General features: G+C 74.6%; 26 protein-coding genes. 15 read left to right on the forward strand and 11 right to left on the reverse strand.

The genetic code is table 11. The features are described 5' to 3' along the window. Positions 1–744: 744 nt before the first annotated feature. Positions 745–1,536, reverse strand: a complete 792-nt coding sequence (locus tag Q0963_RS15850) for a class I SAM-dependent methyltransferase (RefSeq protein ID WP_299447936.1) — start codon at positions 1,534–1,536, stop codon at positions 745–747. Between the two features lie 530 nt (positions 1,537–2,066). Between Q0963_RS15850 and Q0963_RS15855 the strand changes: the two genes are divergently transcribed. Then, positions 2,067–2,321, forward strand: coding sequence for an acyl-CoA-binding protein (locus tag Q0963_RS15855; RefSeq protein WP_299447938.1), 255 nt, complete (start codon positions 2,067–2,069; stop codon positions 2,319–2,321). Here Q0963_RS15855 and Q0963_RS15860 read toward each other — a convergent pair. After that, on the reverse strand, positions 2,318–3,271 hold the full coding sequence (locus Q0963_RS15860) for a GNAT family N-acetyltransferase (protein ID WP_299447940.1): 954 nt from the start codon (positions 3,269–3,271) through the stop codon (positions 2,318–2,320). The two genes, Q0963_RS15855 and Q0963_RS15860, sit on opposite strands and share 4 nt — an antisense overlap. A gap of 229 nt (positions 3,272–3,500) precedes the next feature. On the opposite strand from Q0963_RS15860, the gene leuA reads away from it, so the two are divergent. Genes leuA through Q0963_RS15880 form a run of 4 tightly spaced genes read left to right on the forward strand, consistent with a single transcriptional unit; the run spans position 3,501 to position 7,267 of the window. After that, positions 3,501–5,246 carry a 2-isopropylmalate synthase gene (gene leuA / locus Q0963_RS15865; protein ID WP_299447942.1) on the forward strand — a complete coding sequence of 582 codons (1,746 nt, stop codon included), beginning with the start codon at positions 3,501–3,503 and terminating at the stop codon, positions 5,244–5,246. Positions 5,247–5,252: 6 nt separating this feature from the next. Next, positions 5,253–6,119 (forward strand): PfkB family carbohydrate kinase, encoded by an 867-nt coding sequence (locus tag Q0963_RS15870; RefSeq protein ID WP_299447944.1) that lies wholly within the window; start codon positions 5,253–5,255, stop codon positions 6,117–6,119. 10 nt (positions 6,120–6,129) lie between these two features. Continuing rightward, entirely contained in the window at positions 6,130–6,474 is a 345-nt protein-coding gene (locus tag Q0963_RS15875) for an iron chaperone (protein ID WP_299447946.1), read from the forward strand. Next, entirely contained in the window at positions 6,467–7,267 is an 801-nt protein-coding gene (locus tag Q0963_RS15880; protein ID WP_299447948.1) for a bifunctional 2-polyprenyl-6-hydroxyphenol methylase/3-demethylubiquinol 3-O-methyltransferase UbiG, read from the forward strand. The genes Q0963_RS15875 and Q0963_RS15880 overlap by 8 nt, the downstream gene beginning before the upstream one ends. Before the next feature lie 22 nt (positions 7,268–7,289). On the opposite strand, the gene Q0963_RS15885 is transcribed toward Q0963_RS15880, so the two are convergent. After that, positions 7,290–7,916: an alpha-ketoglutarate-dependent dioxygenase AlkB gene (locus Q0963_RS15885; protein ID WP_299447950.1), complete on the reverse strand. Its 627-nt coding sequence runs from the start codon at positions 7,914–7,916 to the stop codon at positions 7,290–7,292. Between the two features lie 110 nt (positions 7,917–8,026). Here Q0963_RS15885 and Q0963_RS15890 point away from each other — a divergent pair, with 110 nt between their 5' ends. From Q0963_RS15890 to Q0963_RS15910, 5 genes are all read left to right on the forward strand, one after another. Further along, positions 8,027–8,713 carry an SDR family oxidoreductase gene (locus Q0963_RS15890; RefSeq protein ID WP_299447952.1) on the forward strand — a complete coding sequence of 229 codons (687 nt, stop codon included), beginning with the start codon at positions 8,027–8,029 and terminating at the stop codon, positions 8,711–8,713. Between the two features lie 100 nt (positions 8,714–8,813). Beyond that, the gene (gene ctlX, locus Q0963_RS15895; protein WP_299447954.1) at positions 8,814–9,779 is read left to right on the forward strand and encodes a citrulline utilization hydrolase CtlX; all 966 of its coding nucleotides are present in this window, start codon (positions 8,814–8,816) and stop codon (positions 9,777–9,779) included. Then, positions 9,776–10,672, forward strand: coding sequence for a DNA-3-methyladenine glycosylase (locus Q0963_RS15900; protein WP_299447955.1), 897 nt, complete (start codon positions 9,776–9,778; stop codon positions 10,670–10,672). The genes ctlX and Q0963_RS15900 overlap by 4 nt, the downstream gene beginning before the upstream one ends. A gap of 105 nt (positions 10,673–10,777) precedes the next feature. After that, positions 10,778–11,503 (forward strand): DNA repair protein RecO, encoded by a 726-nt coding sequence (recO, locus tag Q0963_RS15905; protein ID WP_299447957.1) that lies wholly within the window; start codon positions 10,778–10,780, stop codon positions 11,501–11,503. Next, positions 11,500–12,294 (forward strand): isoprenyl transferase, encoded by a 795-nt coding sequence (locus tag Q0963_RS15910; RefSeq protein WP_299447959.1) that lies wholly within the window; start codon positions 11,500–11,502, stop codon positions 12,292–12,294. The genes recO and Q0963_RS15910 overlap by 4 nt, the downstream gene beginning before the upstream one ends. A gap of 3 nt (positions 12,295–12,297) precedes the next feature. Here Q0963_RS15910 and Q0963_RS15915 read toward each other — a convergent pair whose 3' ends face one another. From Q0963_RS15915 to Q0963_RS15935, 5 genes are read right to left on the reverse strand one after another with little or no spacing between them, the layout of a single operon-like run. Then, complete coding sequence (locus Q0963_RS15915; RefSeq protein WP_299447961.1) at positions 12,298–12,714, reverse strand: Fur family transcriptional regulator; 417 nt, start codon at positions 12,712–12,714, stop codon at positions 12,298–12,300. Then, a complete protein-coding gene (locus tag Q0963_RS15920; protein ID WP_299447963.1) occupies positions 12,711–13,697 on the reverse strand; it encodes a metal ABC transporter permease in 987 nt (328 codons plus the stop codon). The genes Q0963_RS15915 and Q0963_RS15920 overlap by 4 nt, the downstream gene beginning before the upstream one ends. Continuing rightward, on the reverse strand, positions 13,690–14,514 hold the full coding sequence (locus tag Q0963_RS15925) for a metal ABC transporter ATP-binding protein (RefSeq protein ID WP_299447965.1): 825 nt from the start codon (positions 14,512–14,514) through the stop codon (positions 13,690–13,692). The genes Q0963_RS15920 and Q0963_RS15925 overlap by 8 nt, the downstream gene beginning before the upstream one ends. Next, a complete protein-coding gene (locus Q0963_RS15930) occupies positions 14,511–15,440 on the reverse strand; it encodes a metal ABC transporter solute-binding protein, Zn/Mn family (RefSeq protein ID WP_299447967.1) in 930 nt (309 codons plus the stop codon). The genes Q0963_RS15925 and Q0963_RS15930 overlap by 4 nt, the downstream gene beginning before the upstream one ends. 46 nt (positions 15,441–15,486) lie before the next feature. After that, positions 15,487–15,771 carry a DUF6703 family protein gene (locus tag Q0963_RS15935; RefSeq protein WP_299447969.1) on the reverse strand — a complete coding sequence of 95 codons (285 nt, stop codon included), beginning with the start codon at positions 15,769–15,771 and terminating at the stop codon, positions 15,487–15,489. Between the two features lie 107 nt (positions 15,772–15,878). On the opposite strand from Q0963_RS15935, the gene Q0963_RS15940 reads away from it, so the two are divergent. Next, entirely contained in the window at positions 15,879–17,285 is a 1,407-nt protein-coding gene (locus Q0963_RS15940; protein WP_299447971.1) for a glycine--tRNA ligase, read from the forward strand. 7 nt (positions 17,286–17,292) lie between these two features. Here Q0963_RS15940 and Q0963_RS15945 read toward each other — a convergent pair whose 3' ends face one another. Beyond that, on the reverse strand, positions 17,293–19,557 hold the full coding sequence (locus Q0963_RS15945; RefSeq protein WP_299447973.1) for a hypothetical protein: 2,265 nt from the start codon (positions 19,555–19,557) through the stop codon (positions 17,293–17,295). 234 nt (positions 19,558–19,791) lie between these two features. Here Q0963_RS15945 and Q0963_RS15950 point away from each other — a divergent pair, with 234 nt between their 5' ends. Then, complete coding sequence (locus Q0963_RS15950) at positions 19,792–21,582, forward strand: hypothetical protein (protein ID WP_299447975.1); 1,791 nt, start codon at positions 19,792–19,794, stop codon at positions 21,580–21,582. A 68-nt stretch (positions 21,583–21,650) separates the two neighbouring features. Continuing rightward, the gene (locus tag Q0963_RS15955; protein ID WP_299447977.1) at positions 21,651–23,423 is read left to right on the forward strand and encodes a hypothetical protein; all 1,773 of its coding nucleotides are present in this window, start codon (positions 21,651–21,653) and stop codon (positions 23,421–23,423) included. Between the two features lie 7 nt (positions 23,424–23,430). Here Q0963_RS15955 and Q0963_RS15960 read toward each other — a convergent pair whose 3' ends face one another. Then, positions 23,431–24,264, reverse strand: coding sequence for a sulfurtransferase (locus tag Q0963_RS15960; RefSeq protein WP_299447979.1), 834 nt, complete (start codon positions 24,262–24,264; stop codon positions 23,431–23,433). Between the two features lie 46 nt (positions 24,265–24,310). Here Q0963_RS15960 and Q0963_RS15965 point away from each other — a divergent pair, with 46 nt between their 5' ends. Next, entirely contained in the window at positions 24,311–25,078 is a 768-nt protein-coding gene (locus tag Q0963_RS15965; protein WP_299447981.1) for an alpha/beta fold hydrolase, read from the forward strand. Here the strand turns inward: Q0963_RS15965 and Q0963_RS15970 are convergent. After that, on the reverse strand, positions 25,056–25,448 hold the full coding sequence (locus Q0963_RS15970) for an MmcQ/YjbR family DNA-binding protein (RefSeq protein ID WP_367180076.1): 393 nt from the start codon (positions 25,446–25,448) through the stop codon (positions 25,056–25,058). The genes Q0963_RS15965 and Q0963_RS15970 overlap by 23 nt on opposite strands. A gap of 83 nt (positions 25,449–25,531) precedes the next feature. On the opposite strand from Q0963_RS15970, the gene dusB reads away from it, so the two are divergent. Continuing rightward, the gene (dusB, locus tag Q0963_RS15975; protein ID WP_299447983.1) at positions 25,532–26,746 is read left to right on the forward strand and encodes a tRNA dihydrouridine synthase DusB; all 1,215 of its coding nucleotides are present in this window, start codon (positions 25,532–25,534) and stop codon (positions 26,744–26,746) included. The last annotated feature ends 4 nt before the right edge of the window (positions 26,747–26,750 follow it).

Consider the following 26,750-nt stretch of genomic DNA (forward strand, 5'->3'; position numbering starts at 1 on the left):
CGAGGTCACCACCCCGACCGGGCACACCTACCACTCCCACGCCCCGCCCCTGCTCGGCTGGGGCACCGACCCACCCGACCCCGAACCCGACCCCGCGTCAGACCCCGCGCCTGACCCAGACTCTCCCCTGGAACGACACCTCCAGGCACTCCTCCACGCCGCTTGACGGCAGCCCGGTGAACGGCAGTCGTCTGGAGCAGAAGACGTAGGTCAGCCGCGGCGGTGTGCAGAAAGTCCCGGCGACCCATATCCGTCCGGATCTGCCGATGAGCGGACGTCACAGTGAGCGACACTTTCACCGTGGATGAGGACCTGACGAAAGCTGTTGCGCTGTGGACTGGTCGTGGCATCCGCTCGTGGCCGCACCGCGACGACGCAGCACTGACCCGAGAGTTCGGTGAGGCCCGCGGGCTCGACCTGCTCGTGGCGCTCCGGTCACTAGAGACCGAGTTCTACCGTTCAGACGCCCACCTGAACGAACCGGACCTTCAAGCCATGACTCATCGGGCCTCCGAGGAGTTTCGGTCCCTGCACCCGGAGGCGCCCTCGGCACTCGTTGACGCACTGGCGTGGTGCTACTCGTTTGACCATAGGTAGAGACCGCTCATGCTTGTCATGCGCATGATCGACAGGCGGCGGTATGCACCAACTCCCGGCGACACCAGATCCATCCGGATCTGCCGATGGGAGCGCGGCGATGTCGGCCGCGTGTACGCCGCTTCTGGATATGAAGCGGTCGACTACTCATCGGCGGCTTGCCGTGGCCTCGAGATAGGGCACCGGCATCACCATGGAGTCGTCGCCGGAGCGGTTGAACGGGCCGAGTGCCGCGACCAGCTCGCTGCGGAGTCGCGCGCGGTGCTCCACCGAGAGGCTCTCGACCAGCCGCATGAACGGCCCGAAAAGGGTCATCGCGGTGTCCACGAAATGCCCGATGGAGTCGAACCGGTAGACGACTTCCCGTTCCGTCACGACCAGGTCTTGGACGCCGTCCCCGAACAGTGCGCGGATGCCTGACTCCGATTCCCAGGGGCTGGGTGGGCCGGGCTCGCTGAACCGGGCAAGGACCTCCGCTTCGGCGTGGTTCGCGCCGCCGGGTGCCCAATGCGTCAGCGCCAGGCGACCGCCGGGACGCAGGACGCGCATCGCCTCCCGTGCCACGTCCTCGGGTGAGGGGGTGAACCCGATCCCGAACGTCGACATCACGGCGTCGAACGTGCCCGCGTCATAGGGCAGGTTCTCAGCGTCCTCGTGGGCGAAGGTGACCTGAAGGCCCTCGGCCGCGGCGCGCGCCCGCGCGCGTTCCAGGAGCACCTCGGAGATGTCGACCCCGGTGACGCGGCAACCTCGCCGAGCGGCCGCCAGTGCTGTTGTTCCTGGGCCGGTGGCGAGATCGAGCACTGTCCAAGGGGCTCTCAGGTCAGCCGTTTCGCACAGCTGCTCGCTCACCACCGACAGCCGCGACCCGATGCTGGAGTAGTCGCCCAGGGACCAGGTGTGACTCTGCTGAAGCTTCACATCGTCCAGCGCCGCCATGCGTGCACGGTAGTGCTTCGCCGCTCGCCCGAGCGAGGGCGTCGTATGCGTCGACGATGACCGCCCGTGGCGCACGGACCCGATGCACGCGCATACGCGAGCCACCCACACCCGGATCTGACGAGACGGAGGCTGCAGAAGCCAGGGAGGGAGTGGCCGCTTCGGGGCGCTGCGACGCGCAACCCGAACGGGGGGACGTGCCACCGTTGGGATCGGTTCGGTGCGCGGCCGCCCAGCGCGACTCTGTGGCAGGCGGCCCTGGAGCCAGCCCTACGACAATCCCGCGACGACGCCGTCCGGCTTCTGACAGCACCACGAGGAGCTGGCCGGTCGGCCTGGTTTCGGGAATGCCCCGGGAGGTCGAGGTGATCACCCCGGCCGGGCCCACCTCCGCTCGCACGCCCCACCCCTGATCGGCTGGGGTACCGACCCACCCGACTCTCCCGTCGAACGACACCTCCAGGCACTCCTCGACGCCGCCTGACCCGCGGCGCCCGACCACGGCAGCGGCCTCGCCGTACAGTGACGGCATGGCTACCGAGGACGAGTTCCGTGCAGCGGTCGAGTCGGTCTCCGGGCTCACCAAGGACCCGGGCAACGACACCAAGCTGCGCCTGTACGCGCTGTACAAGCAGGCCACCGAGGGCGACGTCGCGGGCAGCCGTCCGGGCTTCACCAATCCCGTGGGTCGGGCCAAGTACGACGCGTGGGCGTCGGTGGTGGGGATGTCTGAGGACGACGCGCGCCAGGAGTACGTCGACACCGTCGCCGGACTGACCGCCTAGGCGCTCGGGCGGGGCAGGTCGGTCACGAGGTGCACCCACGTGTTCGAGACCTGCATCCCCACCTTGAGGTAGAGGTCCAGCGCGCCGGTCCGCGTGTCCGTCGACAGCTCGCTGCGGGTCGCCCCGTGCTCCCGGGCGCCGCGGAAGCCGTCGGCGAGCAGCGCCTGGGCCAGGCCGCGCCCGCGGTGCTCGCGGGCCACGGCGAGCTGGTCGACGTAGCCGCAGGCGAGGTCGTCGACGACGGTGAAGCACGCACCGACGATCACGCCGTCGTGCTCGACCACTCGCAGCTGCCAGGGCGCGTAGCCGGGTCGCTCCACGGTCCCGGGCACCCAGTCCTCGTAGGGCTCGGGGGGCCGGTTCGCCCACTCGCCGAAGGCCCGCTCGATGACGTCGTGCGCCGCCCGGTGGTCCGACTCGGTCTCGGACGTGCGGATCCGGTAGCCGTCGGGCAGCGCCCGGTCCGGCACCTGGGCGCCGTCCGGGAGCTCGAGGATCCACGCGGTGTGGGCGTGCCGGTAGCCGGGGCGAGCGGCGAAGAGGCGATGGGCGGCGGACCCCTGCGGCACGCTCTGCCCGATGGTGGCCGAGCCGAGGGCTGTGGCGCGGGCCTCGACCCACGAGGCGAGCCACGTCCCGATCCCCGCTCCGCGGGCGTCCGGGTGGACGGCGCCTTCGGCCCGGGTGCCCCGCCGCGACACCTCGGCGGCCGCGACGAGCCGGTCGCCCCGCCACACCCCGATGGTGTCGGCGCGGGTGTCCATGCTCGGGCGGGCCCAGTCGGCGAGCAGGTCCGCCCGCTCGATGGCGATGACGCCACTGTCCTCCAGCTGGTCGGCGGAGTACACGTCGTACGCCGCCTCGAGGTCCTGGTCGGGGACCAGCGCGCGGACGGTGCAGCCGGCGGGCGGGACGGTGCCGGCGAGGTCGAGGTCGAGGTTGCTGCTCACGCCACCCAGGGTGGCGCACCGTCCGGGCGGTCCGCACCTGGTTTCTCCGGCCCGCGGAGTGGACCGGACCTTGGCGCCGGCGCCCGCCCGTGGCATGCTCGCTCCATGCGTTTCGAGCGCCTCCTCCTTCGCTGCCGCGGCGGGGCCTGACACTGGCCGCCCCTCGTCGCGGAGTTCCTGCTGCACCAGGTCGGACCCCCAGCAGCCGAGACGAAGGCGAACCGAGACGATGATCCACCCCCAGCAGCCCTCCGGGATGCCGACCCGCAAGTACGTCCCCTTCCACGACCAGATCCGGGTCGAGCTCCCCGACCGCACCTGGCCGGACCGGGTGATGACGTCGGCCCCGCGGTGGTGTGCGGTGGACCTGCGCGACGGCAACCAGGCCCTGATCGACCCGATGGACTCCGAGCGCAAGATGCGGATGTTCAAGCTCCTCGTGAAGATGGGCTACAAGGAGATCGAGGTCGGCTTCCCGAGCGCCAGCCAGACCGACTTCGACTTCTGCCGCGAGCTCATCGAGGGCGGGCACATCCCCGACGACGTGACGATCCAGGTGCTGACGCAGAGCCGGGACCACCTCATCGAGCGGACCTTCGACGCGATCCGCGGCTCGAAGCAGGCCATCGTCCACTTCTACAACTCGACCTCCGTGCTCCAGCGCCGCGTCGTCTTCGGGATGGACCAGGACGGCATCGTCGACATCGCCCTCCAGGCGGCCCGGCTGTGCAAGAAGCTCGAGGAGACGGTGCCCGAGACCGACGTGTACTACGAGTACTCGCCCGAGTCCTACACGGGCACCGAGCTCGAGTTCGCCGTCCGCATCTGCAACGAGGTCATCGACGTCATCGACCCGACGCCGGACCACAAGATGATCGTCAACCTCCCGGCGACCGTCGAGATGGCGACCCCCAACGTGTACGCCGACTCCATCGAGTGGATGGTCCGCCACCTCGAGCGGCGTGAGTCCGTGGTCGTCAGCCTCCACCCGCACAACGACCGCGGCGAGGGCGTCGCGGCCGCCGAGCTGGGCTACCTCGCGGGCGCCGACCGCATCGAGGGGTGCCTCTTCGGCAACGGCGAGCGCACCGGCAACGTCTGCCTCGTCACCCTCGGGATGAACCTGTTCAGCCAGGGCATCGACCCGCAGATCGACTTCTCGGACATGGCCGACATCCGGCGCACCGTCGAGTACTGCAACCAGCTGCCCGTCCACGAGCGGCACCCCTGGGGTGGCGACCTCGTCTACACGGCCTTCTCCGGCTCCCACCAGGACGCCATCAAGAAGGGCTTCGACGACATGGAGAAGCGCGCGAAGGGTGCCGGCACGAGCATCGACGACCTCGACTGGGGGGTGCCGTACCTGCCCATCGACCCGCACGACATCGGCCGCTCCTACGAGGCCGTCGTCCGGGTCAACAGCCAGTCCGGCAAGGGCGGGGTGTCCTACCTCCTCAAGGCCGAGCACGGCCTGGACCTGCCCCGCCGCCTGCAGGTCGAGTTCAGCGGAGTCGTGCAGAACCGCACCGACACCGAGGGTGGGGAGCTGTCGGGCAGCCAGATCTGGGAGATGTTCGCCGACGAGTACCTGCACAGCGACGACACCGACCGGCGCTGGGCGCGGTTCGTCCCGGTGCGCTCCACGATCACCGGCTCCGACGACGGGGTCGACCGCATCGACGCGGCGATCCTCGTCGACGGCGTCGAGACCGAGATCCACGGCCGGGGCAACGGCCCGATCGACGCCTTCACCGACGCCCTGGCCCCCCTCGGGGTCGACGTGCGGGTGCTCGACTACCACGAGCACGCCCTGTCGGCCGGTGGCGACGCCCGAGCCGCGGCCTACGTGGAGTGTGCCGTGGGCGACCGGGTGCTGTGGGGCGTCGGGCTCCACGAGTCCATCGTCAAGGCGTCGCTGCGCGCGATCCTCTCGGCCGTCAACCGGGCCGAGCGCGCCGGCGTCGACGTGGACTGAGGGCCGGTGGGCGCGGCACTGGCGTGCGGGCTGGCGACGGTCGACGTCGTCCAGGTCGTCGACGCCGTGCCCGGGCCGAACGAGAAGGTCGTCGCGCTCTCCACCACCGTCGCCGCCGGGGGCCCGGCCTGCAACGCTGCGATGGCGTGCTCCCGGCTCGGGGTGGAGACGCGGTTCGTCGGGGCCGTCGGCAGCGGGGCCTTCTCTGCCGTCGTCCTCGGCGACCTCGCGCGGCACGCGATCTCGGTCACCGACCTCGCCCCGCCGTCGTTCGAGCCGCCGCTGTCGACCGTCCTCGTCGCCCGGGGGTCGGGGGAGCGGGCCGTCGTGTCGCGCAACGCCGTTGGGGTCGAGGGCTACGAGGAGGTCTCGCCGTCGCGGGCGGAGGCGCTGCTCTCCGGAGTCGGTGCACTGCTCGTCGATGGCCACCACCTGCCCGTGGCGCTGGCCCTGGCGCAGGAGGCGCGCAGGCGTGAGGTGCCGGTCGTGCTCGACGGCGGGTCCTGGAAGCCGGGGCTCGAGGCGCTGCTCGCCCTGGTCGACGTCGCCGTCGTGTCGGCGGACTTCCACGCGCCCGGCGTGGCCGACCTCGACGGGCTGCGCGCGCTCGGCCCCTGGTGGGTCGCCCGCACCGACGGCCCCCGCCCCGTCACCTGGCAGGCCGCCGACGGGGGCTCCGGCGAGGTCGCCGTCCCCGAGGTGGAGGTCGTCGACACCCTGGGCGCCGGTGACGTGCTGCACGGGGCGCTGCTCGCAGCGGTCGCGCGCGACGGGCTCGGCGACCTGCCGGGCGCCCTCGAGCAGGCCGTCGCCATCGCGGCGCGCTCGGTCGGCGCGCCCGGAGCCCTGGGCTGGGACGCGCCCGAGCGCTAGGTTGCCGGGCATGGCCGAGACCGTTGACGAGTACCTCGCGGGGTTCGACGGCGAGGTCCGCACCCGGCTGGACACGATGCGCGAGCTGATCCGGGCGGCCGCGCCGGAGGCCACGGAGGCCATCGCGTACGGCATGCCGGCCTACCGGCTCGACGGGAAGCCGCTCGTGTACTTCGCCGGGTACGACCGCCACGTCGGCTTCTACGCCACCCCGAACGGGCACGAGGCCTTCGCGGCGGAGTTCGCCCGGTACCGGCAGGGCAAGGGCTCGGTGCAGTTCCCGCACGACGAGCCGATCCCCGCCGACCTCGTGCGCCGGGTCGTCGCCTTCCGTGCCCAGACGATCCGTGGCTGACGTCGTCGAGCCCGCCAGCTGGCACGAGGGCATCGTCGCCCGGTGGTGGGCCTACTTCCGGACCTCCGGGCCGGAGGTCGAGTACTTCCGCCGCTTCGTCGAGGCAGGGCAGCCGGCCCTGGACGTGGCGTGCGGTGCGGGCCGCCTGCTCGTCCCCTACGTCCGCGACGGGCTGGACGTCGACGGCGTGGACGTCTCGCCCGACATGGTGGCCTGGTGCGCCGAGGCCGCGGCGGGCGTCGGCGCGGCCCCGGGCCTGCACTGCCAGCCGATGCACGCGCTCGACCTGCCGCGTCGCTACCGGACCGTGTACGTGTGCGGCGGCCTGGGGCTCGGCTCCACCCGGGCCCAGGACCAGGAGGCCCTGCGCCGCATCTACGAGCACCTGGAGCCCGGCGGCCGGATCGTCCTCGACAACGAGGTGCCGTACTCCGACGAGGCGACCTGGGCGCGCTGGGCGCAGCGACCGCCGGCGCTGCCCGAGCCCGAGGCCGAGCCGGGGGCGCGCAGACCCGGCCCCGACGGCCGCGAGTACGCGCTCTCGGCCCGGATGCTGGCCCTGGACCCGGTGGCCCAGCAGGAGGCCTGGGAGATCCACGCGACGCAGTGGCGCGACGGGAACCTGGAGGCCGAGGAGCGGCGCCGGCTCACGGTGAACCGCTACTTCGCCGGGGAGCTGGTGCTCATGCTCGAGCGGGCCGGCTTCCGCGACGTCGAGGTCCGGGGCCAGTACAACGACGCCGAGCCCGGGCCGGCGGACGACTTCCTCGTCGTCGTCGCGACCCGCGCCTGAGGGTCGCAGGCGGGGCCGCCGGTCACCGCACCCCGCGGACCCGGAACTGGATGCTGATCCGCGGCCCGACGGGCCGGGCGGTCTTCGGCACGCAGTGGTCCCAGGTGCGCTGGCAGGACCCACCCATGACGACGAGGTCGCCGTGCCCGGCCGACACCCGGACCGACGACCCGCCGTCCCGAGGCCGGAGCAGGAGGTCGCGGGGGGACCCCACGGAGAGGATCGCGACCATCGTGTCCTGGTCGCGGCTGCGCCCGATGCGGTCGCCGTGCCAGGCCACCGAGTCCTGGCCGTCGCGGTACAGGCACAGTCCGGCCGTGACGAAGGGCTCGCCCAGCTCGTCGGCGTAGTGGGCCGAGAGGGCGTCGCGGCACTCCTCGAGGGCCAGGTGGGGCAGGGGGTCGCCCTCGCCGTAGAAGCTGAGGAGCCGGGGGACGTCGACGACCGAGTCGTACATCTGGCGGCGCTCGGCGAACCACGGCACGTCGCGCCGGAGCGCCGAATAGAGCTCGTCGGCACCCCCGACCCAGGCCGTGCGCTCGTCGACCCACGCCGCCTGGCTCAGCGGGCGCCGCCGCACGGTCTCGCCGAGCGGGCGCACCTCGACGCCGTCGGCGAGGTCGAGCAGTGACCCCTGGATCACGGGCATGGGCCCACGGTAGCCCGCAATCGAACGGGTGTCCAGAACTGCGGGGCGCCGTGTCGAAGGTCGGGCCCCGGCAGTTGCGCACCCGGGCGGGAATGCCGTGAGGTGGGGGGATGGGAGCACATCCGCTGGCCGGGGCCGTCGTCGCCGTCGTCGGGGCCTCGGGTGCGCTCGGCGCGCTCCTGGCGCGCAGCGCCGCGGCGCGGGGTGCCACGGTCGTCCTCGTCGGCCGGGACGAGCAGCGGCTGCGGTCGGTGCTCGACGGCGCCGAGGTCGTCGTCGGCGACCTGGCCGACGCCACGCTCGGCGACCGGCTCGTCGAGACCGCGCGCGGTTCCCACGGGCGGCTCGACGGCGTGGTGAACGCCGCGGGCGTCGTGGCCTTCGGCCCGCTCGTCGACACCGACGACGCCGTGCTCGAGGAGCTCTTCTTCACCAACGTCGTCGGGCCGCTGTTCCTCCTGCGCCGGGTGCTGCCGGCGCTCACCGAGAGCAAGGGCTTCCTCGTCAACCTCAGTGCGGTCGTGGCGGAGCAGCCGATGGCCGGGATGGCGGCCTACTCGGCGTCCAAGGCGGCCCTCACCGCGGCCGACCGCGCCCTGACCCGCGAGCTGCGGCGGGTCGGGGTCGACGTGCTGGACGTCCGGCCCCCGCACACCGAGACCGGTCTGGCCGGCCGTGCGCTGGCGGGGGAGGCGCCACGCCTGGCCGAGGGGCTCGACCCGCAGGTGGTCGCCGACGCCGTCCTCGACGCCGTGGAGGCCGGGCGGGGCGAGCTGTCCTCCTCCGACTTCGGGTGAGCCGCCCGGCGCCGCGCCGGTGTCCCGTGGGCGACGATTTCGGCACCGGGCCGGGCTGTCCCTACGCTGGGGCAGCCCACCCCGAGGAAGGAGGCGCGCCATGAGCGTGCAGGCCCCCTCCGCGGTCGTCATGATCCGACCGCGGCATTTCACGCCCAACCCCGAGACCGCCGGCGACAACGCGTTCCAGACCGTGCCCCACCCGGAGCGCGCCCTCGACGAGGTCGCGGCCGCCGCCTACGACGAGGTGACCCGGGTCGCCGACCGGCTGTCGGAGGAGGGCGTCACCGTCCACCTCTTCGACGACGACGACCCGACGCGCGCCGACAGCGTCTTCCCGAACAACTGGTTCTCCACGCACGCCGGCGGGCGGATCGCGGTGTACCCCATGTACGCCCCCAGCCGCCGCACCGAGCGCCGAGCCGACATCGTCGAGATGCTCAAGACCCAGTACCGCGTCCAGGACGTCGTCGACTACTCGGGTCTCGAGCACGACGGCCAGTACCTCGAGGGAACCGGAGCGATGGTCCTCGACCACGTCATCCGGGTCGCGTACACGGTGCGCTCCAACCGGGCGGACCCCATCGTCCTCGAGCGGTTCTGCTCGCAGTTCGGGTACGAGCCGATGGTCTTCGACGCGACCGAGGACGACGGCACCGCGATCTACCACACCAACGTCCTCATGTGCATCGGCACGTCCTTCGCCCTGGTGGGCCTGGAGATGATCCGGGACGCGCGCCGGCGGGCGGAGGTCGCCGAGTCCCTCGCCGAGCCCGGCCGGGAGATCATCGAGCTGACGAGCCAGCAGATCCGCGACTTCGCGGGGAACGCCATCGAGCTGCGGACCACCAGCGGCCGGATCCTCGCGCTCTCGACGCGGGCGGCCGCCAGCCTGACCCCCGAGCAGCGCGCGGTGATCGAGGAGTCGTGCCGGATCGTCCCGCTCGATGTGCCGACGATCGAGCACGCCGGCGGCTCGCTCCGGTGCATGGTGGCGGGCATCCACCTCACCCGCCGGCCGGTCGTCGCACCGGTCGAGTCCGAGGAGGCGGTGCTCTCGGGGTGACCGGCGCGGTGGCCGCCGCGGAGCGGGCCGACGAGACGGTCCTCGTGCCCGTCGACGTGGCGGCGCTGCGAGCGTGGCTGCTGGCCCATGCCGTGCCCGGGGTCGACACGGTGTCGACGGGGCCGGACGGCTCGACGGCGCACACCCGCACCGTCCGGACGGCGGCGGGCCCCGTCCCGCTCACCGTGGTTCTCCCGGCGACGGCGCCCCCGCGCCTGCAGGCCCACGGGCCGGGTGCCGCCGAGGCGGTGGACGTGGGTCGCTCGTGGCTGGGCCTCGACCTCGACCCCGAGCCCGCCGTGGCGTCCCTGGCGGCCGACCCCGTCCTCGGCGCGATGGTCGCCGCGCGGCCCGCCGTCCGGGTCCCGGGCGCGCCCGACCCTTTCGAAGCGGCCGTGAACGTCGTTCTCGGTCAGCACGTCTCGGTCGCCGCCGGCCGGGTCTTCGCCGGGCGCCTCACAGCCGCCTGCGGCACCGGCACGCTGCCCCCGGGCCCGGAGGCCCTGGCGGGCCTCGACCCGGACGACCTGCAACAAGCGGTCGGGGTCACGGGAGGGCGCGCGCGCACCGTCGTCGCCCTGGCCCGGGCCGTGGCCGCCGGGCTCCACCTCGGCCCGGAGCCCGACCCCTCCGCGCGGGCCGCGACCCGCGCCGCGCTCCTCGCGCTGCCGGGCATCGGGCCGTGGACCGCCGACCTCGTCGCGCTGCGCTGCCTGCGGGACCCGGACGTGTTCCTTCCGGGCGACCTCGTCCTGCGCAGGGCGCTCGGCGGCGTCACGGCGCGCGAGGCCGAACGGCTCGCGGAGGCGTGGCGCCCGCACCGCTCGCTCGCCGTCGTCCACCTGTGGATCCAGCACGCGCTCGACCCCACACCTCTTCCCGAACGTGGGTGAAGACCGTCGGCATGACGACGGTCTTCACCCACGTTCCGGGTGGTTCGGGGGCCGGGGGCGGCGGGGCGGCGCACGGATGTCACCGCGAGCGCGGACAATGGGGGAGTGCCGCTCTACCGTGACGAGGCGATCGTCCTGCGCACCCACAAGCTGGGTGAGGCCGACCGCATCGTCACCGTGCTCTCGCGGCGGCTCGGCAAGCTCCGCGTCGTCGGCAAGGGGGTACGCCGCACCAAGTCCCGGTTCGGGGCGCGGCTCGAGCCCGGCATGCGCATCGACGTCCAGTGCTACGAGGGCCGCACCCTCGACACGGTGACGCAGGTCGAGACCCTCGACTCGTGGGGCGAGGCCATCGCCCGCGACTACCACTCGTGGACGGCCGCCACCGCCGTCCTCGAGACGTGCGACCGGCTCACCGAGGAGCGCGAGCCCGCCCTCCAGCAGTACCTGCTGCTCGCCGGGGCGCTGCGCTCGATGGCCCTGCGCGAGCACGAGGCGGGGCTCGTCCTCGACGCCTACCTCCTGCGGGCGATGGCCATCGGCGGGTACGCCCCCTCGTTCCACGACTGCGCCAAGTGCGGCCTCACCGGCCCGCACCGCGCGTTCCACGTCGCCGCCGGCGGGGTGGTCTGCCCCGCGTGCCGGCCGCCCGGGTCGGCCGCCCCGGCGCCCGACACGCTGCGCCTCCTCGCCTCGCTCCTCGCGGGCGACTGGGTCCTCGCCGACGCCTCCGACGACCGGCACCGCCGCGAGGGCAGCGGCCTGACCGCCGCGTTCCTCCAGTGGCACCTCGAACGGGGCATCCGCAGCCTCCGTATGGTGGAGCGGTGAGCGCGCCGACCCGGTACGAGCAGCCGTTCCCGCACCCCAGTGGCGCCCGGCCCCCGTCCATCCCGGCGGCCAAGCTGCCCCGCCACGTCGCCGTCGTCATGGACGGCAACGGCCGCTGGGCCAACCAGCGGGGGCTGCCGCGCACCAAGGGCCACGAGGCGGGTGAGGCGGCCCTGCTCGACGTCGTCGCGGGCGCCATCGAGGTCGGGGTCACGCACCTGTCGGCGTACGCCTTCTCGACCGAGAACTGGAAGCGCAGCCCCGACGAGGTCCGCTTCCTCATGGGCTTCAACCGCGACGTCATCCGCCGCCGGCGCGACCAGCTGCACTCGTGGGGGGTGCGGATGCGCTGGGTCGGGCGCCGGCCCCGGCTGTGGGGCTCGGTCATCCGCGAGCTCGAGACCGCCCAGGAGCTGACCCGCCACAACACCGGGCTCACGCTGTACTTCTGCGTCAACTACGGCGGCCGCGCCGAGATCGGCGACGCGGTGGGGCGACTCGCCGAGGACGTCGCCCGCGGCCGGCTCAAGGCCTCCGCCGTCGACGAGCGCACCGTCGCGCGCTACCTGCCCGAGCCGGACATGCCCGACGTCGACCTCTTCGTGCGGTCCTCGGGCGAGCAGCGGACGAGCAACTTCCTGCTGTGGCAGAGCGCCTACGCCGAGATGGTGTTCCAGAACCGGTTGTGGCCCGACTACGACCGCCGCGACCTCTGGGCCGCGATCGAGTCCTACGTCGACCGCGAGCGCCGGTACGGCGGGGCCGTCGACACCCCCACGCCCGGCGCCTGACCGTCAGCGGCGCGCGGCGCAGTCGGCGCAGAGGCCGTCGATCTCCAGGGTGTGCCGGACGTCGCTGAACCCGTGCTGGGCGGCGACGGCCTCGGCCCAGCGCTCCACCGCGTCCCCGGTCACCTCGACGGTGAGCCCGCACGCCCGGCACACGACGTGGTGGTGGTGCTGGTCGGTGGCGCACGCCCGGTAGATCGCCTCACCGTCGGCGGTGCGGATGACGTCGACCTCGCCGTCGCCTGCCATGGCCTGGAGGTTGCGGTACACCGTCGCGAGCCCGACCCGGGCGCCCGACGCGGTGAGCGAGGCGTGGATGTCCTGGGCGGACCGGAACTCCGCGGCTCCCGCGAGCTCGTCGGCGAGGGCCGCGCGCTGGCGGGTCGGGCGGCGCTCCGCCTTGGCCTGGGGGTGCTCGCTCATCGGCTCTCGGCCTCCGCAGGGTGCCCGTGCTCGTCGTAGTGGCCCTCGTGGGCCGCGTGCCGGTGGCCGTCGTGCAGGTAGTCGACGTGGTCGCCGTGCTCGACCGCCGGGTGGCCGCAGTCGGGGCCGTGCTCGTGGTCGTGCCGTTCGGCGCGGCTGTGCGCGGCGAGCCGGACCCGGCGCAGCACTGCCGCGCCCGCGCTGACGAGCAGGAAGGTCGCGATGGCGAGGAGCACGATGGTCCCGCCGGACGGGGTCTCGGCCGCGTAGGACACGACGACGCCGCCGACGCTGCACAGCACCCCGATGAGGACGGCCCAGCGGACGCTGGCGCCGAAGCTGCGGGCCAGCAGCTGGGCCGTGGCGTTGGGGATGATCATCAGCGCGCTGATGAGGAGCAGGCCGACGACGCGCATCGACACCACGACCGTCACGGCGGTGAGCACCGCGAGGACGAGGTTGTACGCCATCACGGGCATGCCGGCCGACCGCGCGTACTCCTCGTCGTTGGCGACGGCGAAGAAGCGGGGCCGCAGCGCCACGGTCGTCACGAGGACGACGACCGCGAGCAGCGCGAGGACGACCAGGTCGCCGGGGCTCGTCGTGAGGATCGCGCCGAACAGGTAGGCCGTGAGGTTGGCCGGGCTGCCCGCGGTGGAGCGCGCGATGAGGACGACGCCGAGCGCGATCCCGCCGTAGAACATCACGGCGAGCGCGACGTCGCCGCTCGTGTGGCCCGAGGCCCGGATCAGCTCGATGGCGACCCCGGCCGCGACGGCCGCGACGAGCGCGGTGACGACCGGCTGCTGACCGGTGAGGATCCCGACCGCGACACCCGCGAGCGCCACGTGCCCCATCCCGTCGCCGATGAGGGACATCCGGCGCTGGACGAGGAAGGTGCCGACGAGGGGCGCGGCGATGCCGGCGAGCAGTGCGGCCAGCAGGGCCTGGCGCATGAAGTCGAGGGCGAGCAGGTCAGTCACGGGCGGCCTCCTGCGTCGGGTCGAGGGGGCCGCCGCCGAGGACGCGCCGCACCCCCGGGAGGTCGACCGGGTCGTCGTCGTGGTGGTGGCCCGAGCCGGGCCCGTGGCCCCGCGCCGCCAGGTGAGCGCCGTACTCGGCGGGCGTGCCGTCGAAGTCGACGTGGCCGGCATCCATGCACACGATCCGGGTGACGACGTCGGCCAGGGCGTCGAGCTCGTGCGTCACGACTAGCATCGAGGTCCCGTCCGCGGCGAGGCGCCGCAGGACGTCCGCGAGGGCGAGCTGGCTGGCGTGGTCGACCCCGGCGGTCGGCTCGTCCATGACGAGGAGGTCGGGCCGCCCGGCGAGTGCCCGGGCGATGAGGACGCGGCGCTGCTGCCCGCCCGAGAGGGAGGCAACCTCCTCGTCGGCGCGGTCGGCGAGGCCGACGGCCTCGATGGACTGGGCGACGACGGCGCGGTCCTCGCGACCGGTGGGGCGCCACCAGGGCCGGTGCGGGAGGCGGCCGACGGCGACGATCTCGGCCACCGTGGCCCGCACTGCAGCAGAGAGCGAGTGCCGCTGCGGGACGTAGCCGAGCCGGGTGTGCTCGCGGAAGCGGTCGCGGGGGGTGCCGAGGAGCAGCACCTCGCCGCCGTGCTGCTCGGTGAGGCCGAGCAGCCCCCGGACGAGGGTCGACTTGCCCGAGCCGTTGGGGCCGAGCAGCGCGACGACCTCACCGGGGTGCACGGTGAGGTCGACCCCGGACACCACCGTCCGGTCGGCGTACCCGAAGGCCGCCGACCGGAGGTCGATGAGCGGGGTCGCGGCGCTCACCGGCATCCCTGGCCCTCGCGGAGGACCTCGAGGTTGCTGCGCATGACCTCGAGGTAGTCCGAGCCCTGCGAGGCGTCGGTGAGGCCCTCGACGGGGTCGAGGACCGCGACGGTGGCGCCGGTCTCGCGGGCGAGGGTCTCGGCGAGGGCGGGGGAGACGAGGGTCTCGCTGTAGACGGTCGTCACGCCGTACTGCTCGACGCGGGCGGCGAGGTCACGCAGGGCCGCGGCGTCCGGCTCGGCGTCGGGGCTGATGCCGGTGATCCCCTCCTGGCTGAGGCCGTACTGCTCGGCGAGGTAGGCGAAGGCCGTGTGGGCCGTCACGAGCTCGGTGCTCTCACACGACGCCAGCCCCGCCTCGAACTCGGCGTCGAGGGTGCGGAGGTCGGCGACGACGGCCTCGGTGTTGGCCCGGTAGCCGGCGGCGTTGGCCGGGTCCTCGGCGGCGAAGCGCTCGCCGATGGCGGTCGCGACCTGCTGGAAGCGCACCGGGTCGAGCCAGAAGTGCGGGTCCTGGCCGGAGGCGTGCTCGGCGTGCTCCTCGGGGGACTCGTCGGCGTGGTCGTCGTCCGTGGCGTCGAGGCCGAGGTCTGCGGCGGCGGCGACGTCGAGCCCGGCGTCGGCGGCCTCGTTGGCCACGGCGTCGTCGACGGCGGGCTGGAACCCGCTGAGGTACACGACGACGTCGCTGCCGGTCATCCGGGCGACGTCCTTGGGGGTCAGCTCGAGGTCGTGGGGCTCGGCGCCGGGCTTGGTCAGGGCGGTGACCTCGACGAGGTCGCCACCGATGCGCTCGGACGCCCACTGGAGGGGGTAGAAGGAGGCGGTCACCTGGAGCCGGCCGTCGTCACCGGCTGCGGCGCCCGACCCGCACGCCGTGAGGGCGAGCAGGGCGGTCGAGGCGAGGGCCGGCACGAGACGCTTCATGACAACCATTCTCATCTGTAATGAGAACCGTTGTCAAACGAGCAGGTCAGCCGCGAGGGGCCATCTGGGTCACGAGGATCGCGAACAGCAGGGCGATGACGGCCACCCGCATCAGCTTCTCGGCGCCGGACAGCCGCGGCCACGCGAGAGCGAGGATCCAGGAGAGCAGCAGCAGGACGACGACGAGGAGCAGCCATCCCGGCGGCGGCAGGAGCACCCCGGCGACCGCGAGGGCGAGGACGAGGAGGAACGGGACGAGGCGGGGCAGCCCGTTCAGCCACGAGATCGCGGGCAGGCTGGCTCGTTCGAAGGACTCACGCAGGGTCGACACGAGAACCAAGCCTACGGGCGCCGTGGATCGCCGCCGCGGGCCCCGCCCGTCGGGCCCGCACCAAACCGGTTCGGAGCGGCGACCGGCCGCCGGTTAGCCTTGCGCGCATGGCATCCCCCACCTCCGTCGTCGACACCGTCGTCTCCCTCTGCAAGCGCAGGGGCTTCGTCTTCCCGTGCGGCGAGATCTACGGAGGCACCCGCTCCGCCTGGGACTACGGTCCGCTCGGCGTGGAGCTGAAGGAGAACATCAAGCGGCAGTGGTGGAAGGCGATGGTCACCGGCCGCGAGGACGTCGTCGGCCTCGACTCCTCGATCATCCTGCCCCGCCAGACCTGGGTCGCCTCCGGCCACGTCGGCGAGTTCACCGACCCGCTCACCGAGTGCCAGTCGTGCCACAAGCGCTTCCGGGTCGACCACATGCAGGAGGCCCTCGCCGAGAAGGACGCGAAGAAGGGCAAGGAGGTCGACCCCGACACCATCGAGCTCGCCGGCATCGCCTGCCCCAACTGCGGCACCCGCGGCCAGTGGACCGAGCCCCGCGAGTTCAACATGATGCTCAAGACCTACCTCGGCGTCATCGAGGACGAGTCGGGGCTGCACTACCTGCGCCCCGAGACCGCCCAGGGCATCTTCGTCAATTTCCTCAACGTCATGCAGGCCTCGCGCCGCAAGCCGCCGTTCGGCATCGCCCAGACCGGCAAGAGCTTCCGCAACGAGATCACCCCCGGCAACTTCATCTTCCGCACCCGCGAGTTCGAGCAGATGGAGATGGAGTACTTCGTCAAGCCCGGTGAGGACGAGGACTGGCACCAGTACTGGATCGACGAGCGCACCCGCTGGTACACCGACCTCGGCATCGACCCCGACAACCTGCGCCACTACGAGCACCCGCAGGACAAGCTGTCGCACTACTCCAAGCGCACCGTCGACATCGAGTACCGGTTCAACTTCACCGGCACCGAGTGGGGCGAGCTCGAGGGCATCGCCAACCGCACCGACTTCGACCTCACGACGCACAGCACGCACTCCGGCACCGACCTCGTCTACTTCGACCAGACGACGAACGAGAAGTACACCCCGTACGTCATCGAGCCCGCGGCCGGGCTGTCCCGCAGCCTCATGACCTTCCTCGTCGACGCCTACACCGAGGACGAGGCGCCCAACACCAAGGGCGGGGTCGACAAGCGCGTCGTGCTCAAGCTCGACCCGCGGCTCGCGCCCGTCAAGGCCGCCGTGCTGCCGCTGTCGCGCAACGCCGACCTGTCGCCGAAGGCCAAGGACCTCGCGGCCACCCTGCGCCGGCACTGGAACGTCGAGTTCGACGACGCCGGCGCCATCGGCCGCCGGTACCGCCGCCAGGACGAGATCGGGACGCCGTTCTGCATCACCGTGGACTTCGACACCCTCGACGACCACGCGGTGACGATCCGCGAGCGGGACGCGATGACCCAGGAGCGGGTCGCGCTCGACCAGGTCGAGGGCTACCTGGCCCAGCGTCTCGTCGGCTGCTGACGCGGGTTCACCCCTCGGGGCCGAACTCGTCCCACACGCTCTGGGCCGCCTCGGGCATGCCCGCCCGGTCCAGCGCGCCGGCCAGGGCCTGCGCCGCTTCCACCTGCTCGCGGCGCAGCCCGGCCCGGCGCAGCGCAGCGAGGCTGGCCCGTAGCTGCGGCTCGCCCTCCTCCAGGCGGTCCGCGTCCGCGAGGACGATGCCGCGCTCGGCGCCCAGGACGAGGGCGAAGTCGCCGCCGACCAGGTCCACGGCCCGCCCGAGCCGGTCGACCGCCTCGTCGACCCGCCCGGCGGCGGCCAGCAGATGGGCGCCCTGGCGCAGGATGTCCGGCTCGAGCACCTCGGCGTCGAACTCCTCGGCCTCCGCGGTGTCGAGCCCGGCCGTGAAGCGCTCGACCGACTCGAGCACGGCGTCGAGGTCGGCGACGCCGGCGTCGAGGTCCCCGGTCGTGGCCCGCAGGGCCGCCCGGGACCGGGAGGCCGCCAGGACGACGTCGACCGCCCCGCTCGCGTGGGCTGCGTCGAGGGCGTGCTCGAGGTGGGCCGCCGCCGCCTCGTGGTCGGCGTCGTCCCAGGCGCTCATCCCGGCCCGGTACTCCGCGTGGCCGACCTCGCGCAGGCGCTGCTCGGCGGTGAAGGCGGCCGAGGCCGTCGTGAACGCCCGCCGGGCGTCGGCCCACGCGCCGAGGGCGGTCGAGGCGTTGCCGAGCGCCCACGCCGTGGGACCGACGAGGGTGGGGATGTGCTGCTGGATGACCGGCAGGGCCGCCTCGAGCAGCTCGGCGGCCTCGGCGGGCCGGCCGGCCTCGACCCAGGCCACGCCGAGGTGGCGTTGGGCGACGGCGAGCGCGACCGGGTCCCGGAGCCGGACGGCGCTGGCGAGCGCGTCCGCGGCGTAGCGCTCGAGCCGGTCCCAGTCGCCCAGCTCGACGAGGAGGTCGCAGAACGCGAACAGGGTCGTCATCCGCGGCGCGTCCGCGGTGCCCGACGCCGCGACGGCCTGCTCGTGGAGCGCGACCGCGGTCTCGACGTCGCCGACGGCGCGGGCGGTGCGGGCGCGCAGGTCCAGCGCCTGCGCCCGGATGACGGGGTTGTCGGCGGCCGTGCGTTCGGCCTCGTCGACGAGCGCCTGCACGGCCCCCGGCCCCGCCGAGGCGGCGAACGGCGCGGCGTCGAGCAGGCACAGGGCCCGGCGCGTCGGCCGGCCCGCGGCGGCGTACAGCGCGGCCGCCCGCTCCAGCACGGCGACGGCGTCGCCGGGGCGTGTCGAGAGGGCGTACCAGCGCCACACGGCGGCCGCCGCCTCGGTGTGCCCGGCGGCCTCCAGGTCGGCGGCCGACCGGTGCACGGCGGCTCGGGCGTCCGCGGTCCGGGGTGAGCCCGGTCCGTGGTCGCGCAGGGTGGTGCGCACCTCGAGCACGGCGAGGTCGGCGCGGGCATGGGCGGCGCCCTCGGCGTCCCCGGCCCGCTCGGCTGCGGCCTCGGCGTCCTCCAGCCGGGCGCGCTCGCGGGCAGGGTCGCGCAGCAGGTACGACGACGAACGGTCCAGCGACGCGGCGGCGGCCCACTCGGCGGGGGAGCGGAGCAGGGGGCGGACCGTGTCGCGGGCCGCCATCCAGCCGCGCAGGGCCCTCTCGAGCCCGGGCTCGAGCTCGCGGCGCGCCGCGGCGACCCGGCGGGCCAGTGCGACGACGTCGTCGCCGGACCTCGGGTCGGGCGCCGTCGGCCCCGGATGCGGGTCGATGCCGGGGAGCCGGGTCGGCGGCAGCGTCGGCTCGGGGGCCACGAGGTCGTCGTCGAGGGCCGCGGCCAGTCGCGCGTCCGCTCCCTCGACAGCGCGGGCCGTGGCGGCGAGGTCGCGCTGGAGGTCCGCCACCGCCCGCCCGTCGACGAGGTCCGGGGCCAGCCCGAGCCGCTGCCCGTGGCGGAGCACCCAGGCGGCGGTCCCCGCGAACCACATCCGCTGCGTCTCGTCCTGCGCGGTACCGAGCCACGCGAGGCGGGGGAGGAGGAGGTCGACCGCGCGGTCGGTGTTGCCGAGGCGGACGAGGACCCGCAGGCAGCAGGCGACGGCCTCGCTGCGCGAGGGGTCGTCGCGTACGAGGGGCCAGGCGCCCCGGAAGGAGGCGACGGCCCCGTCGAGGTCGTGGAGGCGTGAGCGCAGGTCGGCGTCGTGCGCGAGGGCCGCCCCGGGGGCGTGGGAGCAGGCGAGGCGTCCGCTGACGACCGGCTCCAGCAGCTGCAGGCCGCGGCGCGGGTCGTCGACGCCCACGCGCACCGCCTGGCGGTCGGCCTCGCAGGCGGGACACGGCGCGGAGGGGACGGGGTCCCGGTGCATCAGGATGTACCTCCGGTGGCGGCGGGCGACGAGGACGTCAGCCCCGACCAGTGTCTCGATCGAACCACGTCGGGCGCGGTGCGGACACCGCGGGGTGGCTCTGGGAGGCCGGGTGACGGGTCCGGTCCGCATCCCGTGGTGCCACGATGGCGAGGAGGAGGTGACGGGATGACCGGCCAGCGGCCCCGGCGGCCCGACGAGGCTGCCGACTTCGGGGAGTTCGCCGCGGCTCGGCAGGGGCCGGCCCTGCGTGCGGCCGTCCTCGTGACCGGGGACCGGCCGGCCGGGGAGCGCGTGGCGCTCGGGGCCCTCGTGGCGGTGGCGGCGCACTGGGCGGCGGCGCGTGAGGACGGCCCCGACCGTTGGCTGCGGCGGGTGCTCTACCGCGACGCCGTGTCCGCCGCGACCGCCGCCCGGGTCGACGAAGCCGCCACCGACGGCGCCCTTCACGCCGATCCCGACACCGACCCCGACGACATCGGCGAGCGCCGGGACGCGGTGCGAGCGGCGCTCGCGGGGCTGGAGCCCCGCCGCCGCGCGGTCGCCGTCCTGCGCTGGCTCGACGAGCGCACCGAGGCCGAGACGGCCGAGGCCCTCGCGGTGCCGGCGGAGGAGGTGGCCGCCGACCTCGAGGTGGCCCGCGAGGCCCTGACCGCCCACGGCGCGCTCCACCTCGGCGGGCGGGCGCCGTCGGACGGCGAGGCGCGCGACCTGCTCGAGCTGGTGGCGGACGAGGTGCCCGACCTCGCGCTCGCCGCACCGGCGTGGGCCGCCGCGGACGAGCGGCACCGGACCGTCCGGCGCAGGGTCGTCGTCGGCGGGGGAGTGGCCGTCGCCGGCGCGGTGGCGGCGATGGCGCTCACCGGGGGGGACGAGCCGCTCCCGCTCCCACGCCCCTCGACCGGCCCGAGCACTGCCGACGGGCGGCTGCCGGAGGTCTCGGTGGCGGGCGTCCGCATCCTCCTCGCCCCCGACCCGCAGGGCGAGCCGCTGCTCCCGCTGTACCCCGACGCCCCGCGGCTCGCGCTGTCGCCGCGGCTGGGTCCGGGGGTCGACCGCCCCCTGCAGATCCTGTCCCCGGCCGGCAGCACGGCCTCGGTGCGGGCGGTGTACCTCATCCAGACCGGTGCCGACGCGTACCGGCCTGCGCTGTCCCTGCCGCGCCAGACCGCGCAGGTGCAGCTCGTCGCGATGGCGCCGTTGCGCCCCACCGTGCTGGGTGACGGGACCTCCGTGCCGAGGCTCGGACCGCGCACCATCGACGCGGACCGGCACCGGCTCGTCTTCCCCCAGCCCGGTGCCGTCGTCGTCCTCGAGGTGCGCTCGGCCCGCACCCGTCGCATCCCGGTCGACGACGACGGGCTCGTCGAGGCCGGGTGGGCGACCGACGGCCTGACCGTGGTCGCCCGCAGCGCCGAGAACGGGTGGCTCGTCGACTCCCGGTCCGGCGAGGTCACCCGGGCGAGCACGGAGGTCCACGCGGGCTGGGCCGACATCGCCGTGGCGCCCGGCCGGGCCACGGTCCGGACGTTCTCCGGCTCGGGGCGCATCACCGGGGCGCGGGAGCTGACCGGCCCCGACCTCGACGTGTACGGCCCCTCGATCTCGAACATCGAGGGCTGGGCCTGCCGCGCGACGTACTTCGGGGCGATGCCCGCCACCCGCTCGCGGATGCAGGGGCTCGTCGCGGTGCAGGGCGACCTGCGGCCCAGCCCGCGGATCCTCGCTGCGGCGCCCACGTCGGACGTGCCGCTCGGGGCCTACCGTCCGCTGGCCTGGGGGCCCCGCGACACGGTCCTCCTCGAGTCCCGGTCCGTGGGCGGGGTCTTCCCGGACCCGGCCACCCGGGTGCTGGCGTGGGACGTCATCACCGACCGGCTCTACCGGGTGGGCGAGGTGGACCGCCCGCACCGCGACGCGCCGGACGAGCAGGGGTTCACCGGCGTGTGGGCTCTCTGACCTGCGCCCCAGCCGGGCCCGGGGTCGCCGCGCGGAACGGTGGGACGATGGTGCCGAGGTGGTGCGCGATGACGGACAAGGGGTCCGCGCGGACGGAGGAGGCAGCGGACTTCCTCGACTTCGCCGCGGCCCGGCAGGGGCCCGCCCTGCGCGCGGCGGTCCTCGTCACGGGGGAGCGCACCGTCGGCGAGCAGGTGGTGCTCGGCGCTCTGGGCGCGGTGGCCGCCCACTGGACGTCGGCCCGCGAGGAGGGCCCCGACCGCTGGCTGCGGCGGGCGCTCTACCGCGACGCGCTGATCGTGGTGAGCGGCCCGAGCGAAGACGCGGGCTCCACGGACGTGACCCGGGAGGCCGCGTGGGGGGCCGACGTCGACGAGCTCCGGGAGGCTGTCCGCGCAGTGCTCCACAGGCTCGAACCCCGGGTCCGGGCGGTGGCGGTCCTGCGGTGGCTCGAGGAGCGCAGTGCTGCCGAGGCGGCGGAGTCGCTCGGGGTCACCGCGGACGTCGTGGCGGCCGACCTCGCGGTGGCCCGGACCGCCCTGTCCGTCGCCGTCGACGCCCCCGCCGGCACGCCGCCGCCGACGGGTGACGCGGCTCGTCAGCTGCTGGAGCTCGTCGCCGACGAGGTGCCCGAGGTCGACCTGGCCCGCGCCGCGTGGGAGGGCGCCCGAGCCCGACGCCGGACCGTCCGACGCAGGGTGGCGCTCGCCGGCGGTGGCGTCGTCGTCGGCGGCGTGGCAGCAGGAATCCTCGCCGGCGAGGCGGAGCCGGTGCGGCGGGCGCGGCCCTCGACCGGGCCCACGGTGGGTGCGGCCGACGGCAGGCTCAGTGGGGTCCAGGTCGCCGGGGGCACGGTCCTGTTCGCGCCGGACCCGCTCGCCGAACCTCTGCTGCCGCGGTACCCGGACGCGGCGAGCCTCGCGCTGCCCGAGCGGCTGGGGCCCGGGCCCGAGCGCCCGCTGGAGGTCCTCTCCCCGGTCGGGAGCCCAGCCCCGGTCCGCGCCGTCTACCTCGTCCGCGTCGGTGAGGACGCCTACCAGACCGCGCTGCTCCTCACACGCCAGAGCGCCGTCGCCCGGCTCGTCGCGATGGCGCCGCTGCGTCGCGTCACGGCGGGCGGGACGTTCTCGCCCCCGATGCTCGGGCCGCGCACCATCGACGCGGACCGGCACCGGCTCGTCTTCGCCCAGCCCGGTGCCGTCGTCGTCCTCGAGGTCCGCAGCGCGCGCACCCGTCGGTTCCCGGTCCGGGACGACGCCCTCCGGACCGCGGGATGGGCGGCCGACGGGCGGACGGTGGTCGCATCCAACGGGTCCACCGGGTGGCTCGTCGACACCCGCTCCGGCCAGGTGACCCGGGCGGCGGGCCAGGTGAAGGCCGGGTCGGCGGACATCGCCGTCTCCGGCGGACGGGCGACCATCCGCTCGTACTCCGACGGGGGCAGGCTGGTCTCGCTGAAGACCATGGAGGGGCCGGCCCTCGACGTCTACGGGGAGTCGGTCTCGACCACCGAGGGATGGGCCTGCCGCGGTGCCTACTTCGGCGCCGCTGCGGCGACGAGCGGTCGCATGCAGGGTCTCGTGGCGGTCCGGAACGACCTCCGCCCGACGCCGCGGATCCTCGCCGCGCCGGCCCGCGGACCGCACACCACGTACCGGCCGCTCGGGTGGGGACCGCGCGACACCGTGCTCCTGGAGTCGTGGTCGACCGACGAGGCCGGCGCCCCGGTGCTGCGCGTCCTCGCGTGGGCCGTCCTCGCCGACCGCCTGTACCGGGTCGCCGCCGTCGACCCTCCGGAGCCGGGCATCGAGGAGGCGTTCACGGGGGTCTGGGCGCTCTGAAGGCCCGTCACCCGGGCTCGGCGCCCGTCGCCCGCGGTCGCCCGGGGTCCGCGATCCACTCGCTCCACGAGCCGACGTACGGGATGGCGTCGATGCGCAGTGCGTGCAGCGCCAGGGCCATCTGGGCCGCGGTGACGCCCGACCCGCAGGTGGTGCCGACCGGGGTGTCGCGGTGGACCCCCACCTGTCGCAGGCGTGCCCGGACCTGGTCGGGCGGCAGGAAGGTGCCGTCGGCGTCGAGCAGGTCGGTCATCGGGAGGTTGCGGGAGCCGGGGATGTGGCCGGCCTCGCGGTCGATGGGCTCGGCCTCGCCCCGGTACCGCTCGGCTGCGCGGACGTCCAGGAGGACGCCCGAGCGAGCCATCGTCGCGGCCCCGTCCGCGTCGAGGACGGGGACCGAGCCGGGCCGCACGGTGATCGTGCCCGGCTCCAGGGTGGGGACGTCGCCGGTCACCGGGTGGCCGGCGCGCCGCCAGGCGGCCAGCCCGCCGTCGAGGACCCGCACCTGCGGGTGCCCCGCCCAGCGCAGGACCCACCAGGCCCGGGCGGCGGACAGCGACGTGCGCTGGTCGTAGACGACGACCTCGTCCTCGTCGGAGATCCCGCACCGGCGCAGGGCGTCCTCGAGGACCCGTGGGTCCGGCAGCGGGTGGCGGCCCCGCGGCCCGGGCGGCCCGGCGAGGGCGGCGTCGAGGTCGAGGAAGGGGGCGCCGGGCACATGCGCGTCCGCGTACAGCTCACGCCCGGGGGTGCCGGTCAGGTTGTACTGGACGTCGACGACCCTGACCTCGCCCCGGTCGAGGGCGGTTGCGAGGTCGTCGGCGGACAGGAGGGCACCCACCGGGCCATCCAACCATCGGGCGGCACCGGTGCGAGAGAATGGCGGCGTGCCGCGTCCTGTCCGTCTCGTGCTCGTCCACGGCTCGCAGGTGAGCGGCGCCATGTGGTCGCGCTACCCCGCCCTCGTCGGGCGCGACGTGGACCTCGTCACCCCCGACCTGCCCGGGCACGGAGCCCGGCGCGGCGAGCCCTTCACGTGGCCGGCGGCGCTCGAGACCCTGGACGCCGCGGTCGGCCCTCGGGACGGGGCGCCGGTCGTCCTTGCGGGGCACAGCCTCGGCGGGTACCTGGCGCTGGCCTGGGCGTCGCGCAACCCGCACCGGCTGAGCGGGCTCGGCCTGCTCGGTGCGACAGCGGTGCCGACCGGGCTGGGCGCTCTCGCCTACCGCGGGCTCGCCCGGTTCGAGCAGCGGCTCGGCGCGGACCGGATGGCCCGGGCCCTGGACCGCGAGTTCGACGCGCTGCTGCCGCCGTCCCTCGCGGCGGCGCTCAAGGAGGCCGGCTACGGCTTCGACGGGCTCCCGGACGCCTGGGCCGCCGTCATGGCCGAGTGCCGCCCCGAGATGCTCGCCCCCGTCACGGCCCCGGTCCTGCTCCTCAACGGCCAGCTCGACCAGCTGAGGGTCGACGCACGGCGCTTCCGGAAGGCCGCCGCCTCGGCGCCGTGGACGCGGGTGGTGACCGTGCCCCGGGGCCTGCACGTCTTCCCGTTGACCCATCCGGCCGAGACGGTGGCGGCCCTCTGGGAGCTCGTCGCCTGGTCCCGGCGCGACCGCCCGCCGGGCGGCGACGTCAGCGGGCGTCCAGGGCCCTGACCCGGCGCGGCCCGGCGGTGTTGCGGTACGAGGACTCGACGAGCTCCTCGACCTCGGCCCAGTCGTCGACGTCGGCCAGGTCGAGCCCCACCCACCCGGACGGCCCGAGGTAGGCGGGAACGAAGCACCGAGGGTCCTGCACGAGCGCCTCCCGCTCGCCGGCGTCGGGCAGGACCATGACCGCACCGGGGTGCCGGACCCACTCGCCGTCGACCTTGACCGAGCCGCCGAAGTAGGCGAAGACCTTGGTCGTGTAGAACGCGGGGATGCCGTGGCTGACCTTCTCGGCGGCGTCGGGCAGGGCGAGCGCCACCGACCGGAGCCGCTGCAGCAGCGGGTCGTCGTCGTCGAACATCCGCGGGTGGGCCACCCCGCCACGGTAGCCCCGCGAGCCGACGCCCCGCGGCTCCGATTCACACCCACGGCCCCGGCCGGGCGAGAATGGGCGGCGCCATGTCTGTCACCACCGCCCCGACCTCCACCCCGGTGCTGCCGCCGCTGCACATCGGGCGCCACGTCATCGACTCGCCCGTCGTCCTCGCGCCGATGGCCGGCATCACGAACCGGGCGTTCCGGCGGCTGTGCCGCGAGTACGGCACCGCCGGGCTCGAGATGGGCGGCGCGTCGGGTGCCAGCAGCCTGTACGTCGCCGAGATGGTCACGTCGCGGGCGCTCGTCGAGCGGACCCCCGAGACGATGCGGCTCATCTCGCACGACCCGGGGGAGCACCCCCGGTCGGTCCAGCTGTACTCGGTGGACCCCGCGACCGCCGGGCTGGCGGCCCGGATGCTCGTCACCGAGGACCGGGCCGACCACATCGACCTGAACTTCGGCTGCCCGGTCCCCAAGGTGACGCGCAAGGGCGGGGGCGCCGCGCTGCCGTGGAAGACCGACCTGTTCCGGGGCATCGTGCGGGCCGTGGTCCGCGAGGCGGCGCCCTACGACGTCCCGGTCACCGTCAAGATGCGGGTCGGGATCGACGACGAGCACGTCACGTACCTCGACGCCGGGCGGGTCGCCGAGGCCGAGGGGGCCGCGGCCGTCGCGCTGCACGCGCGCACCGCCGCGCAGGCGTACTCGGGGCAGGCCGACTGGTCGGCCATCGCCCGGCTCAAGGAGGCCGTCACGACCGTCCCCGTGCTCGGCAACGGCGACATCTGGTCGGCCGAGGACGCACTCGAGATGGTGCGGCGCACCGGCTGCGACGGGGTCGTCGTCGGGCGCGGGTGCCTCGGGCGGCCGTGGCTGTTCACCGACCTCGCGGCCGCGTTCGCCGGGTCGGCGGCCCGGGTCCGACCGGGGCTGCGGGAGGTCACGGCGGTGCTGCGGCGGCATGCCGAGTACCTCGTGGAGTTCTACGACGGTGACGAGCTGCGCGCCTGCCGCGACATCCGCAAGCACATCGCCTGGTACCTCAAGGGGTTCCCGGCCGGCTCGACCGTGCGCAACCAGCTGGCTCTCGTCGACTCGCTCGCCGCGCTCGACGACCTCATCGCGTCGATGGACCTCGACGCCCCCTGGCCGGGGGAGCCGTCCGAGGGCCCGCGCGGACGGGCGGGCTCGCCGCGGGTCGTCGCGCTCCCCGAGAACTGGCTCGCGGGCCGTGAGCTCGACGACGCCCAGCGCGAGCAGGTGGCCCAGGCCGAGCTGAGCGTCTCCGGCGGCTGACGCC

It is taken from the genome of uncultured Phycicoccus sp. (assembly GCF_947495705.1).
Classification (GTDB): Bacteria; Actinomycetota; Actinomycetes; order Actinomycetales; family Dermatophilaceae; genus Phycicoccus.

Bases quoted from the DNA above. Each gene is read 5' to 3' on its own strand.
- Q0963_RS15850 (WP_299447936.1), bottom strand. From the start codon at position 1,536: ATGGCGGCGCTGGACGATGTGAAGCTTCAGCAGAGTCACACCTGGTCC.
- Q0963_RS15855 (WP_299447938.1), top strand. From the start codon at position 2,067: ATGGCTACCGAGGACGAGTTCCGTGCAGCGGTCGAGTCGGTCTCCGGG.
- leuA (WP_299447942.1), top strand. From the start codon at position 3,501: ATGATCCACCCCCAGCAGCCCTCCGGGATGCCGACCCGCAAGTACGTC.
- Q0963_RS15875 (WP_299447946.1), top strand. From the start codon at position 6,130: ATGGCCGAGACCGTTGACGAGTACCTCGCGGGGTTCGACGGCGAGGTC.
- Q0963_RS15885 (WP_299447950.1), bottom strand. From the start codon at position 7,916: ATGCCCGTGATCCAGGGGTCACTGCTCGACCTCGCCGACGGCGTCGAG.
- Q0963_RS15890 (WP_299447952.1), top strand. From the start codon at position 8,027: ATGGGAGCACATCCGCTGGCCGGGGCCGTCGTCGCCGTCGTCGGGGCC.
- ctlX (WP_299447954.1), top strand. From the start codon at position 8,814: ATGAGCGTGCAGGCCCCCTCCGCGGTCGTCATGATCCGACCGCGGCAT.
- Q0963_RS15915 (WP_299447961.1), bottom strand. From the start codon at position 12,714: ATGAGCGAGCACCCCCAGGCCAAGGCGGAGCGCCGCCCGACCCGCCAG.
- Q0963_RS15930 (WP_299447967.1), bottom strand. From the start codon at position 15,440: ATGAAGCGTCTCGTGCCGGCCCTCGCCTCGACCGCCCTGCTCGCCCTC.
- Q0963_RS15940 (WP_299447971.1), top strand. From the start codon at position 15,879: ATGGCATCCCCCACCTCCGTCGTCGACACCGTCGTCTCCCTCTGCAAG.
- Q0963_RS15950 (WP_299447975.1), top strand. From the start codon at position 19,792: ATGACCGGCCAGCGGCCCCGGCGGCCCGACGAGGCTGCCGACTTCGGG.
- Q0963_RS15955 (WP_299447977.1), top strand. From the start codon at position 21,651: ATGACGGACAAGGGGTCCGCGCGGACGGAGGAGGCAGCGGACTTCCTC.
- dusB (WP_299447983.1), top strand. From the start codon at position 25,532: ATGTCTGTCACCACCGCCCCGACCTCCACCCCGGTGCTGCCGCCGCTG.